Source organism: Desulfococcus multivorans (assembly GCF_001854245.1).
Lineage (GTDB): Bacteria > Desulfobacterota > Desulfobacteria > Desulfobacterales > Desulfococcaceae > Desulfococcus > Desulfococcus multivorans.
Genome location: NZ_CP015381.1, coordinates 3,764,531 through 3,780,840, shown reverse-complemented (window position 1 = coordinate 3,780,840; position 16,310 = coordinate 3,764,531). Strand labels below are relative to the sequence as shown.

16 protein-coding genes are annotated in these 16,310 nt (G+C 57.6%); 4 read left to right on the top strand and 12 right to left on the bottom strand.

Annotated features, from left to right (window positions below; genetic code table 11):
- Nucleotides 1-240: 240 nt before the first annotated feature.
- The 8 genes from dmul_RS16490 to dmul_RS16460 all read right to left on the bottom strand — a co-directional run bounded on the left by dmul_RS16490 (nt 241) and on the right by dmul_RS16460 (nt 6,213).
- The gene (locus tag dmul_RS16490) at nt 241-942 is read right to left on the bottom strand and encodes a hypothetical protein (protein WP_020878573.1); all 702 of its coding nucleotides are present in this window, start codon (nt 940-942) and stop codon (nt 241-243) included.
- Nucleotides 942-1,982, bottom strand: a complete 1,041-nt coding sequence (locus tag dmul_RS16485; RefSeq protein WP_020878574.1) for an AAA family ATPase — start codon at nt 1,980-1,982, stop codon at nt 942-944. Before dmul_RS16485 ends, dmul_RS16490 begins: the two co-directional genes overlap by 1 nt.
- Complete coding sequence (locus dmul_RS16480; protein WP_200809348.1) at nt 1,976-3,046, bottom strand: DUF262 domain-containing protein; 1,071 nt, start codon at nt 3,044-3,046, stop codon at nt 1,976-1,978. Before dmul_RS16480 ends, dmul_RS16485 begins: the two co-directional genes overlap by 7 nt.
- A 423-nt stretch (nt 3,047-3,469) precedes the next feature.
- Nucleotides 3,470-3,817 (bottom strand): MarR family EPS-associated transcriptional regulator, encoded by a 348-nt coding sequence (locus tag dmul_RS16475; protein WP_040416676.1) that lies wholly within the window; start codon nt 3,815-3,817, stop codon nt 3,470-3,472.
- 273 nt (nt 3,818-4,090) lie between these two features.
- Entirely contained in the window at nt 4,091-4,261 is a 171-nt protein-coding gene (locus tag dmul_RS20340) for a hypothetical protein (RefSeq protein WP_153302762.1), read from the bottom strand.
- Nucleotides 4,254-4,556 carry a nucleotidyltransferase family protein gene (locus dmul_RS16470; protein WP_020878577.1) on the bottom strand — a complete coding sequence of 101 codons (303 nt, stop codon included), beginning with the start codon at nt 4,554-4,556 and terminating at the stop codon, nt 4,254-4,256. The genes dmul_RS20340 and dmul_RS16470 overlap by 8 nt, the downstream gene beginning before the upstream one ends.
- Before the next feature lie 195 nt (nt 4,557-4,751).
- On the bottom strand, nt 4,752-5,135 hold the full coding sequence (locus tag dmul_RS16465) for a nucleotidyltransferase family protein (RefSeq protein ID WP_020878578.1): 384 nt from the start codon (nt 5,133-5,135) through the stop codon (nt 4,752-4,754).
- Between the two features lie 529 nt (nt 5,136-5,664).
- The gene (locus tag dmul_RS16460) at nt 5,665-6,213 is read right to left on the bottom strand and encodes an ORF6N domain-containing protein (RefSeq protein ID WP_020878579.1); all 549 of its coding nucleotides are present in this window, start codon (nt 6,211-6,213) and stop codon (nt 5,665-5,667) included.
- A 382-nt stretch (nt 6,214-6,595) separates the two neighbouring features.
- Between dmul_RS16460 and dmul_RS16455 the strand changes: the two genes are divergently transcribed.
- The 3 genes from dmul_RS16455 (at nt 6,596) to dmul_RS16445 (ending at nt 9,001) form a co-directional block, all read left to right on the top strand.
- A complete protein-coding gene (locus dmul_RS16455) occupies nt 6,596-6,835 on the top strand; it encodes an excisionase family DNA-binding protein (RefSeq protein ID WP_020878580.1) in 240 nt (79 codons plus the stop codon).
- A gap of 416 nt (nt 6,836-7,251) precedes the next feature.
- Entirely contained in the window at nt 7,252-7,497 is a 246-nt protein-coding gene (locus dmul_RS16450) for a helix-turn-helix domain-containing protein (protein ID WP_020878581.1), read from the top strand.
- Between the two features lie 214 nt (nt 7,498-7,711).
- Entirely contained in the window at nt 7,712-9,001 is a 1,290-nt protein-coding gene (locus dmul_RS16445) for a hypothetical protein (RefSeq protein WP_020878582.1), read from the top strand.
- Nucleotides 9,002-9,336: 335 nt separating this feature from the next.
- Here dmul_RS16445 and dmul_RS20980 read toward each other — a convergent pair whose 3' ends face one another.
- The 4 genes from dmul_RS20980 to dmul_RS16425 form a co-directional block, all read right to left on the bottom strand.
- The gene (locus dmul_RS20980) at nt 9,337-11,844 is read right to left on the bottom strand and encodes an ABC transporter ATP-binding protein/permease (protein ID WP_236885998.1); all 2,508 of its coding nucleotides are present in this window, start codon (nt 11,842-11,844) and stop codon (nt 9,337-9,339) included.
- A gap of 98 nt (nt 11,845-11,942) precedes the next feature.
- On the bottom strand, nt 11,943-12,899 hold the full coding sequence (locus dmul_RS16435) for an ABC transporter permease (protein WP_020878585.1): 957 nt from the start codon (nt 12,897-12,899) through the stop codon (nt 11,943-11,945).
- A 173-nt stretch (nt 12,900-13,072) separates the two neighbouring features.
- Nucleotides 13,073-14,659, bottom strand: coding sequence for an ABC transporter substrate-binding protein (locus tag dmul_RS16430; RefSeq protein WP_020878586.1), 1,587 nt, complete (start codon nt 14,657-14,659; stop codon nt 13,073-13,075).
- Nucleotides 14,660-14,717: 58 nt separating this feature from the next.
- Entirely contained in the window at nt 14,718-15,185 is a 468-nt protein-coding gene (locus dmul_RS16425; protein WP_020878587.1) for a MarR family winged helix-turn-helix transcriptional regulator, read from the bottom strand.
- A 472-nt stretch (nt 15,186-15,657) separates the two neighbouring features.
- Here dmul_RS16425 and dmul_RS16420 point away from each other — a divergent pair, with 472 nt between their 5' ends.
- Nucleotides 15,658-16,020, top strand: a complete 363-nt coding sequence (locus tag dmul_RS16420; RefSeq protein ID WP_020878588.1) for a hypothetical protein — start codon at nt 15,658-15,660, stop codon at nt 16,018-16,020.
- The last annotated feature ends 290 nt before the right edge of the window (nt 16,021-16,310 follow it).

The following is a 16,310-nucleotide window of genomic DNA, read 5'->3' as shown; positions in this document are numbered from 1 at the left end:
CGAAATTGGGGTTTTTTTGAGCTTAAACGGGTGTTTTTGGGGTCAAAAATGACGGTTTAAGCGGTTCGGGGGTGTTGGGGTTGCCGATTTTTTCCTTAGACGGGTGTTTTTGACCCTGAAAATGGGCGGCTAAGGCGATATTCGGGCGGTTTTTGGGATGTATTGGTTGTGATTTCAGGCGATTGTCTTGGCCCGACCCCGGTTGACGCCCGATTGACCGATTGCCTATGGAAATTCGTCTCAGGTCTTCGAAATGGTCTGAAAGACCAGGGTGCATTCCTTGTTGTTGTCGAACAGATAATCAATACCGCTGGTGATCACGATTTCCATCTGGCTGTCGATGCGCAGGTAGCGATCATGGTGACGTTGATAGACATTGTCGCGGGTTCTCCTGATTTTCCATTGACTACATTGCCTTTTAATACCGGATAGAATGTTTTGGTCCAACTGATGTACATATTCGATCGTCAGTTGCTTTTGCGGAAAAACATCCAATATGCTTTGGGCGGTGCCCCAATTGTTTTTCAGGTATCGGTCGCAGATGATCACGTTTTTCGCATCTTCGAGAAGTGCCTGGATGTATTGCAGGGCTTTCTCCCGTGATTCACCCGGTCTGCAGGTTATGGTATAGTTGTTCCGCAGCAGGTCGCCATGAATGTTTACGTATGGGAAATATCCGTGCTGTTGGGACAGTGCAATTTTGTAGGTGGTTTTTTGGGCCAGTTCTTCGATGGTTTGGGAAGTCAAGCCCGCCTGTGCAAGCTGGGATGCCAACGGAAGATCGTCGATTTTCAGCCGTTTCAACTGGCTGACATTGGTAATATGGGGCGGCTTGTAGAGATGCAGGAGCTTTTCAATCACCTGGGTGTCGTGCGGGTTTCCATGTTTGAAACGGTGAAATGCTTCATACAGATCGTCTTCCATGGCTATAGAGAACTGCATCAGCTGATTTCCAGGAGTTCCGCCAGTGTTGAATCGAAAAAACCGGTTGGAAACGGCTTTTCTTTCCGGTCGTTGTCACAGAAGTGGCCGCGTTCGTTGATGAACAGGGTTTCAAAGGGATCCCGGACACCGGGTTTGTAATGGATGATCACATCGGCCGGAGATATTTGTTTTTTATATGTCTCGTAACGTATCCGGTTGATGAGGTGCTCGCAGTGGGTTTCGGCGAGGATCTGAACCCCTCTCGATGCAATATAGGCAAACAGTCCGCCTAACCTTGACTGGGCGCCCGGGTGAAGGTGGATTTCCGGGTTTTCGATCAACAGCAGGTCGCCGGGTTGGGCCGTCAGGCACATGACGAGCAATTTCAGCAGAAAGCTGTTACCGGCACCGGTATTGAAGGGCGAAATGCTCTCGATGCCCTCGGTGTGAAAGGTTGTCTTGACGCTTGCGGCGGTGATTTTTTCCGTCCGGGCTTCCGTTTCCACGCCGATGATGTAAGAAAGCCACCAGGCCAGTTGGGCCTTGAGGGTGTTGGCATGGGCTTCGGGCCGGATGAGATCCGCATGAACCGGCTTGTCCTTGCGTTGTTCCAGAAAGCCCACGGCATATTGGCCGTGCTGCCCGATACGCATCTCCTGGTTCAGCTCGGAGATTTCCTCGGGGCCGGAACGGCCGGCCGATAGATAGAAGAGAGATTCTTCGTATGCCGGTAACACCATTTTCGGCGTCCGTGTCTTTTTGGCTTCCGACCGATTCAGGATGAACGTGCACCGGCCGGCGTCGGCATCGATGTCAATGCGTATCTCTTTGGCATTGGAATAGCGGCAATACACCTCCTCAAACTGGGCATAGGGTTTTACCACCTCTTTGAGGTAGGGTTGACGCTGTTGCTTGAAGGCTGAAAAGGAAAGGAGCATGGCCTGGAGCACCGTCGATTTGCCCGAGGCATTGGGACCGACCAGCAGCGTCAGGGGCGCCAGGGCCGGCTCGCATCGATCCAGACATTTGTAGCCGGTGATACTGATACGCGTCAGCATTCAAGGCTCCCGGAAAGCCGTTCGACTTCGCCGAAGCGATAATCTACCGAACTGCGGCTGTCCACCTTGCTGCTGAAATAACCGCTTCGGTCAAAGGAATTTTTCAGAGCGTCAAGCTCGGCTTGGAGCTTTTCGGCGTCGCAGGCTTCGGTGGCCGTTACGGCGAAAAAATAGGTGAGCACTTCAAACAGCGCCATATTGACGGGCCGCCGGTTGACATTCGTGGGCGCGAACCGGAAGCCGTCAGGACCCAGGACGGCATGACTTCGTTGCATGGCCGTGAGAAAAACATTTTTCAATGTATCGACTTCACTTTTTTGCATCCTGTTGATGCGTTTCATGGTTTCGGCGAGCAAGTCGTCGATATCACTTTTGTATTTGAAGTCTAATTTACGGGTCTTCAGCAGATAGAAGGCAAGAAAGCGTAAAATGACGTAGCGGTCACGCATGCGAGTGGGCTTGATGCCGTTTCCGGTGGCCTTCTTGAAGCGCTTCGATTTGCTCAACGCTTCCAACAGGTCGGTGGCCTGGCCGATATAGAGCGCATTGCGCATTTCCTGGTTGTTGAGTCGGGTGCCACCCCGGTTTACCCGGTCGAAGATATCGTATTTGACCCTTTCGGGTGTGGGGGGTTCGATAACATACACCGAAATCTGGTAACGTTCGACCTTGCTTCTGTAAATCGGCTCCAGGTCCTGGAATTTTTTGCCGTTGAATGCCGGCAGCATCTTGAGATTGGCCAGACTGAACTCGTTGTTCATGAAAGCGATGATGGTGCTGATCCGTTGACGCCCGTCGACCAACTGCTTTTTGCCGTTTTCGTCTTCAAACACATAGATCACGGGTATGGGAATCCCCATCAGGATGCTTTCGACCAGCTCGCGTTTCTGCTCCGGTTTCCAGACCAAACCTCTCTGGAACGGCGGGGCGACGACAAGCTCCCTGGTCTCCTCGGCCATCCGCTTGATTTCAAAGGCGCTGTATTGATCGCGACTGATTTTGACCACCGCATCAGGATAGACTTCCCCGGAATCCGGTTCGAGGCCTTCTTCGGCTTCGAGCATGTCTTTATCTGCGGGGGTGGATGGCGGCATGAATGTTTTTTGGCGGTTATGGGGTTATCAGTGATTAGTGGCTATGTGTTTATCGTTTCAGGGTTTTAGAGTTTCAGGGGGCTGTCGGGTAATGGCGGCGGAGATGTGTTTGGGGTCGCTTGTCGTGAGTTTTCGGAGCAAGTGCGTTTCTGCGGCGATATCAACCTGGATTCGAAATTGAGCTGCAACGTCCTTTGGGATGTGGATAAACCGAGTGGATTCCGATGTCAATTCCCGCGCATTACCCGCTGCCGGCTCGGATACGATGCAAACGGCAGCCCCCCTGAAACCTTAAAACCCTGAAACTTTAAAACCTTGACGCCCTGCCTCTCGAGATAGCTCCGCCTTCTGAATTACATCCCCAATCAGTTTATAAGTAGCTGAAATACTAACTTATTTGTTTGAGACGCCCAGTGTCGCCACTTCTTTTTCGAGTTGGGCGATCTCGTGTTTCAGGAGCTCGTATTCCCGCATCTTCCGGCCCAGGAAGTTGACCGTGAGGCGGATGCGCTCCCGGATCCCCTTGGGGGTGAGGGTGTAGGCGTAAGCCGCCTTGTTGTTGCTGTTCTTGAAGCGCTGGATGCGGATGTAGCCTTTTTCCACGAGGCCGGCGAGGCAGTAGTTGGTCTTGCCCAGGCTGATGCCCAGGCGGCGGGCCATCTCCCGCTGGGTGATCTCGTGGTCGGCGGATTCCAGGATCCTGAGGATCCGCATCCGTATGTCTTGTTCAGCTTTGTTCATCGGGTGAACTTAATGGCATCAATGCGGGCGGGTGTCAAGAAAAAATTATAAAAAAAGTTGTAGGCGATTGGAGGGTGTGGGGTCGGGCCAAGCCAAGAGATTGGAATTAAAAGATAATTATTCTAAAAACGGGCGTTTTTTGGGCTTAAACGGCTGTTTTTGGGGTTAAAAATGACGGTTTAAGCGGTTCGGGCGGCATCGGGGGCGTCGATTTTTTCTTAGACGGGCGTTTTTGACCCCGAAAATGGGCTTCTAAGGCGATATTCGGGCGGTTTATGGCATGTATTTGATGTGATTCCAGGTAATTGGTTTGGCCCGACCCCAATTGCCGTCGGCGCTCATGATGAAGTCTTCTGGGCAGGTTATCTCGGAAAAACGAGTTTCAATCAATTCAACCGACGCGATGATACTCTGCAGATTTTCGATGACCAGATCATCAGGCATAAATCACGTCTTTTTCAATTCGCCTGGTAAATCGAGTGTTCAGACTGTTTCCCTTCCGAACGATCTCTATTTTCCGGTCGAATTTGTTTTCAAGGTAGATCTGCAGGCCTGCAAGCCAGTCGAACCGCGGTTCTTTCAGTTCAACCATCAAGTCGATGTCGCTGTCATCGTTGGGAGATTCCCTGGCAAATGAGCCAAAAAGGCCGATATTTACCACGCCGAATTTCTCGTTCAAATAAGGCTTCTCCGCTCTTAAAAGGGCAATGATGTCGGTGCCCGTCAGTTGAGCGCCCATTTGAGACACCTCCTTATGCGGCATAGTGTGGCATAGGGGTCGGATCAAGTCAAGTGCCCGGAATTGGGGGGCGTAGGGGAGGGTCGTAGGGGTCGGGCCAAGACAAGTAATTCCTCAAAGGAAAAATTTTTGATGTATTCGAGGATGGCGTTTCCGGATTCCAATATATCCGAACAATAAAGGCGAACGTCCCTCTCACCCATAAAGAATTGTTCCCCTGATTTTTTCTCTTACTGCCGGTTTCAGGGCATGCTCGAATCCGAGGTCTACTTTTCGTTCCAGTTGGTGTTCCAGGAACCTTTTCAGACGAAGAAAATTGTGGATGTTTTTTTTGTCCTTTTCAAATTCCACGACCATATCGATATCGCTTGAATCCATCTGCCGGTCCTGTGCGAAGCTTCCGAAAATTCCGATACGGGTGACGCCGAACGTCTCCTGGAAAAAGTGCTTGTTCTCTTTCAAATAGCGCAGCACGTCTTCTTTTGATGACATCGGGGCTTTTGAACGGGCTTTTTTGAGAGGTTCCATGGCGTTTCTTTCGAGGACTTTACGATCAAAATAGCCTTCTTTCTGTTTCAAATCAACCTCAAAGGTAAATTTCGTGAAGAAAGCGGATCGCCTCATCGTATGGGGTCGGGCCAAGACAAGTGTCCGAAATTCAAAAATTATTCATCCAAAATCAGGCGTTTTTCGGGCTTAAACGGCTGTTTTCGGGGTCAAAAATGACGGTTTAAGCGGTTCGGGCGGCATCGGGGGCGACGATTTTTTCTTAAACCGGTGTTTTTGACCCCGAAAATGGGCTTCTAAGGCGATATTCGGGCGTTTTATGGCATGTATTTGACGTGATTCCGGAGGATTGTCTTGGCCCGACCCCAATTGCATTTTCGATTCCAGAAACCCGAAATTGCCGCAGGCAAAGGCGCATAGTGCGGTCGGGGTGTGATCGTTATGAAATCGGTGGGTTGTCGTGCCGCTTCCACCGCAGCCCGCAAACCTTCCCGCAAAGCAGGCGCAAACCAGGCGCAAACCACCCGCAAACCTGCCGCAACTAACAAGAATAAAGAGAAGGGAAGAAGGATCAGAAGGGGAGACAGCTATAGGGGCCGCCCTACGATTCCTTTTTCCGCTTGACCGTGTGCTTGAACTTGAGGACGGCGAAGTTGAGTTCGATGGAGGTTTCGGTGTCGGTGGTGTGGAGGTCGTCGTCCAGGAGCTCGGCGATGAGTTCGCCGCTCTGCTGCATCAGGCTCTTCTGCCGGTCCTTGTCGTCGGTGGCGGCGAGGGTCCGGATGTTGCGGCTGAGTTCCCGGAGCTTGGAAAAGGTCTCGATGATCGAGAGGGTGGCCCGGACCGCCTGGGGGCTCTTGAGGATGGTGGCCAGCATGTAGAGGCCCTTTTCAGGAAACGCCTTGGGGGGCTTGACCTTCCCGCCCCTTTTTGAAGTCGAAAATTTCGACTTCAATGCCGCCCACTCCTGCCGGGTCAGCTGCAGAACGTATCCGGCCGGAAACTTGTCGGGGTTGTTCCGGACCGCCTCGTTGACGCGTTTGGTCTCGACGCCGTAGATCTCGGCGACGTCGGCATCCAGCAACACCTGCAGGCCCCGGATCTCGATGATGCGGTCCTGCAGGCTCTCCGGTTTCATCATGTCGCTCATATCGAATCATCCTCCGGGGCGGGGCGGGGTAGACGTGTGTGAAAATAACGGCAGAGTCGGACCGTTGTCAAGCGGATTGGGGGGAAACGGATGTGTGTGATTGTTTGTAAAGTGAACGGCATTTTTTTTCTTTTTTTTGTTTTCTTTTTACACTTTTTTCGGTATTTGAAATATAGATAAATGGTATAACTAAAATTATAAGATAGGCAGCTGCCGGGAAAGAGGAGGGCCCGGGGCGTGCCTCAGGCGCGATCATGAACGCGCGCATCGCGGGCGGCGCGACGTTCCGGGGTCGCTTGTTCCATCGGCTAAAACCCCTCCGGCCCGGTCGGGCGCCGGGGGCGCACCCGCCCACCCACCACCCATACATTGAGGATGATTCATGCGACTGCACATACCGACAGAATTCGAGAAATGGTTCGATCGGAAATTTTGTAAGGACATCTATTCGCCAAAGGAGATCTTCGAAACCCTGGAACTGGGCAAGGACCACGTTTATCGATCCATCTCCTATGGCAAACTCGATGCCATCAAGCTCGGGGGCCGCCTGCTGATCCCCAGGCCGGCAATCCGGGAATGGCTGTTGGCGGAGTATCCGCGGGATGGGGGAAGGGTTGAATGATCGATAATTGAGCTCCCCAAGGATTGAGCCCCCCAGGGGCTGGGGCGAGGGGCCGCGCTCCTTGCCTCGTTCACGCCGCCGCGAATTTTTTTCTCAAAAGTCCCTCCTTTCGCAACCCATTACAAAATTTATGCTACGTAGGGGTCGGGCCAAGTCAAGTGTCCGAAATCCATAAGTTATTCATCCAAAAACAGGCGTTTTCAGGGCTTAAACGGCTGTTTTCGGGTGCAAAAACGCCGGTTTAAGCCATTCGGGCGGCATCGGGGTCGACGGATTTTCCCTTAGACCGGCGTTTTTGACCCCAAAAATGCGCTTCTAAGGCGATATTCGGGCTTTTTATGGCATGTATCCGAAGTGATTCCGGGAGATTTGCTTGGCCCGACCCCAACTGCCAACTGAAGAAAGGAGGCCTTTTCATGAGAGACGACAGTGATTTCGCTCCCCTGACCCCGACATGGTTCCCCCCGTGGTTTGACGAAACCTTTTCGCGGGAGGTCTATTCCCCCCGGGAGCTGCCGGGCATCCTGGAGCTGAGCAAGAGCGCGGTCTACAGGGCACTCAAGACCGGCGATCTCGACGCGTTCCGGGTCGGCAAGCGATGGGCCGTCCCCAAGCCGGCGATCCGGGAGTGGCTTCTGGACGCGTACACCCTCAACAATTGAAAGGCACCTTCGGGAGGCTGAAGGCTGAAGACTGAAGGCTGAAGGGGGGAGAAGGGCGGTGTTTGTCGCAGGTGGGGCTTTCCAGCCTTCAACCTTTGGGAGGCTGAAGGCTGAAGACTGAAGGGTGAAGGGGGGATAAGGGGGCTGTTTGGCGCAGGTGCGCCTTTTCAGCCTTCAACCTTCAACAGACGGGAAAAGAGAAAGGAGCAAATTCATGGCATTCAAACCCTGTTCGCGGCTGCTGGCCGATCTCATCCAGGCCGGCGCGGAAAAGAGATGGCAAATGGAATACAAGGGCGTCGTCAGCACCGGCGACACCTTCGGCGGAAGGACCGTGGGTCCGGCCGCGTGGCAGAGCGCGGACAAACGCTTCATCCTGCTGATGTTCCGGGAGGCGGGGCTCTGCGAGTACGACCTCCTGCAGGCGGATCCCGAGAGCACCACGGAGATGGTCGATTTCATGGGAAGCTACGGCCACTCCCCCGACGAACTCCTGGCGGCCACCCGGGTCGCCTTCACGGCCAACGCGGCCCATGCGGTGCCGCCGCCGGACACCACCCCCCGGCGGATCGGCTGCACCCTGGCCGGGCACTGCGACGCCGGGGGCGAAGGCGGCCTGTTCGACGCGACTGCAACCAGCCCTGACGCGCCCCTCATCGTCCTGGGCCGCACCGAAGCGGACGGGCTTCTCCGGTCCGTGGTCTTCTTCGAGAACTTGCAGATCCCGCCCGGGCGGGTGGGCTCGGCTGTCCTGGCCTTTACGGCCGACGGCGGGGAGATCCTGGTCCGGGACCTCACGCCCCTTGGGGCCTGGACCGGGAGCGACTATGCAGCCTGGGGGGAGTGGGCCGACGGCCGGTGGCGGATCCCGCCGGAGGGCCTCGACCTCAGCGGGCTCGAGCCGCCCCTTATCCTCGACGGCGTCACCCATCTCCGGTTCAGGATCGATCCCGAGGGCAACGGCGGGGCCGGCCTCTGGATCACCGTCAACGACACCGGAGGCCAGCCGGTGGGGTCGCTGTACACCGAGGCGCCCTTTGACGCGCCCACTGTTTTTCTCGTCCCCTGCACCCCCGTGGGGCCGGGCCGGATGCTCAACCACGTCAACATCAGCCTCAACGACGCCGTCTCCACTGCCGGGTGCGACGAGATCGCCGCCGTTGCCAAGACCGCGGGGCAGGTGTCGGACCCCATGGCCGCGGATATCGGCCTCACCCTCGACCCGGCCCCGCCCACCACACCGGCCCTGCGGGCCGCGCTCCTGGCGGACCAGCGCCCCCTCAGGACCTTCTGGGACCTCCGCGCCCCGTGGACCCCGGGCGACCCCGTGCGCTCCCCCGACATCGCCCCCATGCTCAACACCCTTCTCACCGACAACGCCTACACCCCGGGAATGAACCTGGCCCTCGTCCTCGAAACCCGCTTCCCCGGCAAGACCATCACCGACATGGCACGACAATGCAAGGCGGGGTGCGGGATTTTTATTGAGATAAATTGGGGGTAAGGGTGTTAGGATTTTAGGGTGATTATGGGGTTACTAACCATCAATTCATAATTCATAATTCATAATTATCAATTACCTACGTAGGGGTCGGGCCAAGTCAAGTGTCCGAAATCCATAAATTATTCATCCAAAAACAGCTGTTTTCAGGGCTTAAACGGCTGTTTTCGGGTGCAAAAATGGCGGTTTAAGCCGTTCGGGCGGCATCGGGGTCGACGGATTTTCCCTTAGACCGGCGTTTTTGACCCCAAAAATGCGCTTCTAAGGCGATATTCTGGCTTTTTATGGCATGTATTCGAAGTGATTCCGGGAGATTTGCTTGGCCCGACCCCAATTTCCTACGCTTCTTCCGTTTCGCGTTCCTCGAGCAGATTGTCGAGCCAGTCCGGGTCCATCTCCGGCACCGAGGAGAGGAGCAGTTCAGTGTATTCGTGGTGGGGCGGCTTGAGGATTTCCCGCTTGCTTCCCTGCTCCACGATGCGCCCTTTGAGCATCACCACGATCTCGTCGGCGATGGCTTTGACCGTGGTCAGGTCGTGGGTGATGAACAGGTAGGAAACGCCCAGTTCGTTCTGGAGATCCTGCAGCAGGGCCAGGACCCCCTCGGCCACCAGCGGGTCGAGGGCAGAGGTGACCTCGTCGCAGATGATGAGGTCCGGATTGGCCGCCAAGGCGCGGGCGATGCAGATCCGCTGCTTCTCGCCGCCCGAGAGCTCGGACGGGTACCGGGAGATGTACCTGGCCGGGAGCTCGACCATCTCCAGCAACGCCAGGATGCGCTCCTCCCGGGCCTGCCCGGTGGTGCCGAAATAGAATTCCAGGGGCCGGCCGATGATCCGCCGGATCTTCTGGCGGGGATTGAGGGCCACGTCGGGCATCTGGTAGACCATCTGCATGCGGCGGAGCACCTCCAGGTCCCTGTTCCTGAAGTCCGGCGGCAGCGCCTGCCCGTCGAAGCGGATCCGGCCTTCATAGGGCGGCAGCAGGCCGGTGACGACCCGGGCGAGGGTGCTCTTGCCGCTGCCCGACTCCCCCACGACGGCCACGGTCTTCTTCGGCGCAATGGAGAGGTCGATGTCCCGGATCACCGGGACGCCCGGGCGGTAGGCCGCCGAGACGCCTTCGATCTCCAGGATGTTGTCCGTCTTTCGCGTCCGGACATCCTTGTCCTCGCGGAGGGAGCGGATGGCGATCAGATCCCGCGTGTATTCTTGCCGGGGATTTTCCAGAAGTTCCCTGGCTTCGCCCTCCTCCACCAGGTCGCCGTTTCGGAGCACCATGATGCGGTCGGCCAGCTGGGCCACGACGGCCAGATCGTGGGTGATGTAGATGGCGGCGGTCTGCTGGGCCTGGATCACCTCCTTGATGGCCGCCAGAACCTCGATCTGGGTGGTCACGTCCAGGGCGGTGGTCGGTTCGTCGAAGATGATGATATCCGGATCTCCGGCCATGGCCATGGCCACCATGGCCCGCTGCAGCTGCCCGCCCGATACCTGGTGGGGGTAGCGGTACCCGATCCGTTCGGGGTCGGGCAGGTGGAGCCTGCGGTAGAGGTCGACGGCCTTTTTTTCCGCCTCGGGGTAGGACATGATGCCGTGCTGCACCGGCAGCTCGGCGAACTGGTGGATCAGCTGGTGGGCCGGGTTGAAGGCGGCGGCGGCGCTCTGGGCCACGTAGGCGATCCTGACCCCGCGCAGCTTTCGCTGTTCACGTTTGGAGAGGGCAATCAGGTCCATGCCGTCGAAGACGACGGATCCCGAGCGGATTCGGCAGCCGGTGCGGGTGTAGGCCATGGCCGCCAGGCCGAGGGTCGATTTTCCGGCGCCGGACTCTCCGATAAGGCCCAGGACTTCGCCCCGATCGAGGACCATGTCGATGCCCTTGATGACCGGCCGCCACTGTTCGCCTGTTCTCGCTTCGATGACAAGATTTTTAATGTCCAAAAGATGGGGCATGGGTGCGTCTCCTGAATCTTGAGGGCGGTGCCGCCGATCCATGGCGGGCCGCCCTGTTTTCTTTAATGGTTTCTGAGCCGGCTGCTCTGGTGCAGGAACCAGTCGACCACCAGGTTGACGCCGATGGTCAAAACGGCGATGGCCGCCGCCGGATAGAGGGGCGTGAGGATGCCGAAGGTGATGGCGCCCGCGTTCTCGCGAACCATGCTCCCCCAGTCGGCCGTCGGGGGGCTGAATGCCCAGTCCCAGGAAGCTGAGGGCGCTGATGAACAGGAACACGAAGCAGAAGCGGAGGCCGAACTCGGCGATGAGCGGCGGCATGGCGTTGGGGAGGATCTCCCGGCGCATGATCCACCAGAGCTTCTCTCCCCGGAGCCGGGCGACCTCGATGAACTCCATCACCTCGATGTCCATGGCGACGGCCCGGGCCAGGCGGTAGACGCGGGTGGAATCGAGGATGGCGATGACGACGACGAGGACGGGGATGGCGGTTCCCATGACCGAAAGGACCATGAGGGCGAAAATCAGCGTGGGGAAGGCCATGATGATGTCGACGATGCGGCTGATCACCTGGTCCGTCCACCCCTTGAGGGTTGCGGCCATGAACCCGCAGGCGGCCCCGACGGTGAAGGAGATGAGGGTGATGAGCAGGGCGATGGTGATGGTGTTGCGGGCGCCGTAGGCGAGGCGCGTCAGCATGTCCCTGCCCAGCTGATCGGTTCCCAGCAGGTTTTCGGCGCTCGACGTCACCCAGACGTCTCCGACCACCGCGGTTTCCGGATAGGGGGCGATGACGGGCGCCAGGATCATGGCCAGGAGGTTGAGGAGGATGATGATCATCCCGATGCGGGCGCTGGCGGGGGATTTTTTCAGCAGTTTGATTGCGGTCATTCCGGAGGCTCCTTGTCTCTCTTGATCTGTTGCATGGGCGGTCTTTTTCTTCCGATCTTTTTCCGATCTTTTTCTGCGGGGCCTGCGGGGCCCGCGGGCTATTTGGGGTTTCTCAACCTGGGGTTGCTGAGGGTGGAGAGGATGTCGGCGCTCAGATTGAGAAAGACGTAGGTGAAGGCGAAGATGAGCCCGACGGCCTGGACCACCGGGATGTCCCGCTTGGCGACGGAATCGACCAGGAGCTGCCCCAGCCCCGGGTAGACGAAGACCACCTCCACCACCACCACCCCGACCACCAGGTAGGCCAGGTTCAGCACCACCACGTTGATGATGGGGGAGAGCGCGTTGGGGAAGGCGTGGTGGAGGATCACCCGCTTCCACGAGAGCCCTTTCAGGCGCGCCATTTCGATGAACGGGCTGGTGAGCACGTTGATGATGGCCGCCCGGGTCATGCGCATCATGTGGGCCATGACCACCAGGGTGAGGGTCAGGCAGGGCAGGGCCACGGCATGGATTTTCTGGAGCAGGGACATCCGCGGGCCGATGTTGGACATGCTTGGGAACATCGCCAGCTGAACGGAGAAAACGGCGATCAGGATGTAGGCGACGAAAAACTCCGGAAAGGAGATGGCGCTCAGGGTCCCGATAGAGATGAATCGATCGAAGAGGGTGTTCCGGTAGAGCGCGGCGAGGATGCCCAGGACCACGGCAAGGGGAATGGAGATCAGCGCCGTGATGCCGGCCAGGAAGAGGGTGTTGGAGAGGCGCCAGCCGATGAGTTCCGCGATGGGCCGGCCGTTGGCCAGGGAGTTTCCGAAGTCGCCCTGCATGAAGGATACCAGCCAGGAAAAATAGCGGGTGTAGGGCGGCAGGTCCAGCTTCAGCTCCTTTTGGAAGGCCTCCACCGTCTCGGGGGTGGCGCTCTGGCCCAGGACCGCCTCGGCGAGGTCCCCGGGAAGGGCTTCCACGCCCAGAAAAATGAGCACGGAGATAACCAGCAGCGTGACGACGCCCAGCCCGAGCCGTCTTAAAATCATAGATGTGTTCGTCTGCATGAGAAAAACCTGTTGCAATAGGGGAAAGCGGTCCATTCCGGCATGGAATGCCGGCCTTCCACGGTTTGAATGGTCTCGATGTGTCGTATGGTTGCCGCGGATGCGGCATCACCCCGGGTGAATGCCGGGGGATGATGCCGTATCCGCGGCGCCGGGTGCCGGAGGGGGCGTGATCAGGACTTGAACCACCACCGTTCCGGGCCTCGGAAGCCGTCCAGCTCCCAGTTGACGGCCATCTTGCCGTGGCCGAGCCGGTCTGTTGCGGCCGCGAGGTCGGCGGCGAACATGGGCACCACCACGCCGCCGTCATCCCGGATGATCTGCTGCATCTCGGCATACATGCGCCGGCGTGCGGGCTCGTCCAGCTCCGCCCGGGCGCTTGCCAGAAGCGCGTTGAAGCGTTTGTTGTCCCAGGAGGTGTCGTTCCACGGCGCGCCGGCGGCGTAGGCCGTGCTCAGCATCATGTCCTCGGTGACCCGCCCGCCCCAGAAAACGGCGCACCACTCCTTCTTCATCCAGACATTGCTCCAGTATCCATCGTTGGGCTCCCGCACCACCTCGATGTCGATGCCGGCTTTGGCGGCCTGCTCCCGGTAGAGGACGCCTGCATCCACCGCACCCACGAAGGCGGCCTCGGCGGTGTGGAGCCTGAATTTGGCATCCTTCAGTCCGGATTTTTTCAGGTGAAACCGGGCCTTGTCCGGATCGTACCGCCGCTGGGGGAGGTCCCCGGCATGGAAGCGGTTGGCGCTGCTGATGGGATGGTCGTTGCCCACGGTGCCGTACCCGCGAAGGATGGTCTTGACCATCTGCTCCCGGTCGACGGCGTATTTGAGGGCCATCCGGACGTCGTTGTTGTCGTAGGGCTTCATATCGCACTGCATGGCGAAGGTGTAGTGCTTGAACCCGTCCTGCCGCAGAATCTGCAGGTTGGGGGTGCGCTCGAGGAGGCGGACGGTCTTTCGTTCACAGCGGTTCATGACGTCGATCCGGCCGGTTTTGAGCGCGTTGGTCCGTGCGTTGACGTCGCTGATGGCGAGGGTCTCCACCTCGTCGAAGTGGCCGCGGTCCGATTTGAAAAAATTGGGATGGCGCACGGCGAAGGCCCGGACGCCCGGCTCGAAATTCTTCAGGACATAGGCGCCGGTGAAGATGCCCGCGGTAAAGTCGCCGCCCGCCGGCACGATGCAGAGGTGGTAGTCGCTCATGATGTACGGGAAGTCGGCGTTGCCGTCCTCCAGGATGAAGGTGACGGTGTGCTTGTCGTCTTTCCGGATATCGGTGATGGCCTTGACGATGGCCTTGGCCGCGGACTTGCTCTTTTCACCCCGGTGGTGGTTGATGGAGTAGACGACGTCGTCGGCGTCCATGGTTTTTCCGTTGTGGAATTCCACCCCCTTGCGCAGTTTGAAGGTCCACGCCTTGGCGTCCGGAGAGGCCTCCCAGCTTTCGGCCAGCTCGGGCACCGGCTTGTTCTCGTGGTCGATCTCCACGAGACTGTTGGCCAGCTGGCCGTAGATCAAGAGCTGCATCATGATATCGGTGATGGCGGCCGGATCCAGCGAGTCGGTGGTGGATCCCCCCGAGAGGCCCATCCGCAGACGCCCGCCTTTTTTCGGCGTTTCGGCTGCGGCCGGACGCGGCAGCAGGGAAGGGGAAACGGCGGCCATAAGCCCCAGGGCTGCGGCCCGGGAGATGAATTCCCGCCGGGATATGGCGCCTTTCAGGAACAGTTCCTCAAGTGTTTTCAAAACCGACATGAAGCCTCCTTTGCGATAAATTGACAAGGTTATATGGGGGTATCATTGAATGGCGATGTCACGGGTCGCCGGCCGGGGCGCTCCGTCCTTCCGGTTCTTCGATCAGGTCGAGAATCCTTTCAATGGCGAGACGGTATTCCCGAATCTCCTCCGGGTCCAGGTTGTCCAGCCTGGAGGCGAGCTTGTTTTCGATGGGATCCGGAAGGTCCCGCCCCAGTTTCAGCCCCACATCCGTCAGCGTGATGAGGGCGATCCTGCGATCGGCGCGGTCCGGCACCCGGTCCACGAGACGCTTCTTCTCGAGCCGGTCGATGACGCCCGTCATGTTGGAGGGGGTGACGTGGAGCCTGCGGCTCAGCTCGGCCGACGACAGCGGCCCGGTCTTGAAGAGCATCCTCAAGGCCGCGCTCTGGGAGCTGGTGAGGCCATGGCCGCGGCTTGCATGGACGGCGTCATGGTAGACAATGCGGTACAGCCGACGAATGGCCGCCACGATGGCCTGGATCTCCGGATCGTTTCGGGTCATTTCAAATGCCCACTTTCTCGGGTTAAAATTACCTGATGTTAATAGTTGAGAAGGAGATAATCAAGACCTAAATATTTTGTACACAATGTTTTTAAATCCGAAGCAAGGCCAATCGGCAATTTTTTTTATCTTTTTTTATAATCTATTCCAATATGTTATTACGCCATCCATCGCATCCAGATCCGAAAATATATGATTAGCATACAAAGCTTTGCTTCGTGCGCCAACCCCCTTCTAAGAAAACGTCATTTTCTTGTAAATTTTGGAACCGACCCCCGGATCGTTTGAAACGCTAATCACCTAAAACTCTAACACCCTAACACCTTAATACCTTAACACCCTAACCCCTTTTTCCATTCAAAACCCCATCCTTCCCCCCCTTCGCCCCATCCTTTTCCCAGCCCTGCTATGACAGAGACAACGGTTGACCGTTGGCGATAAACCCACAACAACATGGAAAGGAGAAAACATCATGGCTATCGTAGCACTCACCTGGGAACAGGACTCTCTCATTGCGGCAGGTCTTCTGGAAAACGGCGCCGACGATCTCGGCTGGACCCTGGCGGCGGACGCCCGCATCAAGACCGAGGAGAACCCCGTGGGCCTCGGCCCGGTCGTCTTCAAGGGACGCCCCAAGGACGACGACGGCAAGGTCGACACCCGGAACGGCAGCCCCAGGGACGCCCTCTTCATCTTCTACAAGGAGACCGAAGCGGTGCGGACCACCCTGGAGGCCCAGGACCCCGTCGACGTGGTGGACACCATCGTCGATTTCCTGGCGAGCCACGGCGGTGACGCCGCGGCCATGACCGCCCTGGCCCCGGCCGTCGCTTAACCCGAAGCGCCCGATCCCCGAAAGGGGGTCGGGTTGGCCCCTTCGGGGCGGTGTTAGGGTGTTAGACATAATGATTGACAGTTACCATCCGAGTTTCCGGAACGTCCGGATCTGCGCAACCCGCAGAGATTCATCATGGGCTCCGACGAGTTTTGGTGACCCATTCTCGCCCATGATGAATCTCTGCTGATATCCTCGGATGGAATATATTGTGGTTACCCAAAAAAAAGACCTGCCTTCCTTGCAAACGTGGGTTATGTATAAGGTATCAACGCCCTAACACAGAGCCA

What these genes read in the sequence shown, in the direction of transcription:
- dmul_RS16430 (WP_020878586.1), bottom strand. Translation starts at nt 14,659, where the DNA reads ATGTCGGTTTTGAAAACACTTGAGGAACTGTTCCTGAAAGGCGCCATA.
- dmul_RS16425 (WP_020878587.1), bottom strand. Translation starts at nt 15,185, where the DNA reads ATGACCCGAAACGATCCGGAGATCCAGGCCATCGTGGCGGCCATTCGT.
- dmul_RS20340 (WP_153302762.1), bottom strand. Translation starts at nt 4,261, where the DNA reads ATGCCTGATGATCTGGTCATCGAAAATCTGCAGAGTATCATCGCGTCG.
- dmul_RS16435 (WP_020878585.1), bottom strand. Translation starts at nt 12,899, where the DNA reads ATGCAGACGAACACATCTATGATTTTAAGACGGCTCGGGCTGGGCGTC.
- dmul_RS16450 (WP_020878581.1), top strand. Translation starts at nt 7,252, where the DNA reads ATGAGAGACGACAGTGATTTCGCTCCCCTGACCCCGACATGGTTCCCC.
- dmul_RS16490 (WP_020878573.1), bottom strand. Translation starts at nt 942, where the DNA reads ATGCAGTTCTCTATAGCCATGGAAGACGATCTGTATGAAGCATTTCAC.
- dmul_RS16470 (WP_020878577.1), bottom strand. Translation starts at nt 4,556, where the DNA reads ATGGGCGCTCAACTGACGGGCACCGACATCATTGCCCTTTTAAGAGCG.
- dmul_RS16480 (WP_200809348.1), bottom strand. Translation starts at nt 3,046, where the DNA reads ATGCTCGAAGCCGAAGAAGGCCTCGAACCGGATTCCGGGGAAGTCTAT.
- dmul_RS16475 (WP_040416676.1), bottom strand. Translation starts at nt 3,817, where the DNA reads ATGAACAAAGCTGAACAAGACATACGGATGCGGATCCTCAGGATCCTG.
- dmul_RS16445 (WP_020878582.1), top strand. Translation starts at nt 7,712, where the DNA reads ATGGCATTCAAACCCTGTTCGCGGCTGCTGGCCGATCTCATCCAGGCC.
- dmul_RS16455 (WP_020878580.1), top strand. Translation starts at nt 6,596, where the DNA reads ATGCGACTGCACATACCGACAGAATTCGAGAAATGGTTCGATCGGAAA.
- dmul_RS16485 (WP_020878574.1), bottom strand. Translation starts at nt 1,982, where the DNA reads ATGCTGACGCGTATCAGTATCACCGGCTACAAATGTCTGGATCGATGC.
- dmul_RS16460 (WP_020878579.1), bottom strand. Translation starts at nt 6,213, where the DNA reads ATGAGCGACATGATGAAACCGGAGAGCCTGCAGGACCGCATCATCGAG.
- dmul_RS16420 (WP_020878588.1), top strand. Translation starts at nt 15,658, where the DNA reads ATGGCTATCGTAGCACTCACCTGGGAACAGGACTCTCTCATTGCGGCA.
- dmul_RS20980 (WP_236885998.1), bottom strand. Translation starts at nt 11,844, where the DNA reads ATGACCGCAATCAAACTGCTGAAAAAATCCCCCGCCAGCGCCCGCATC.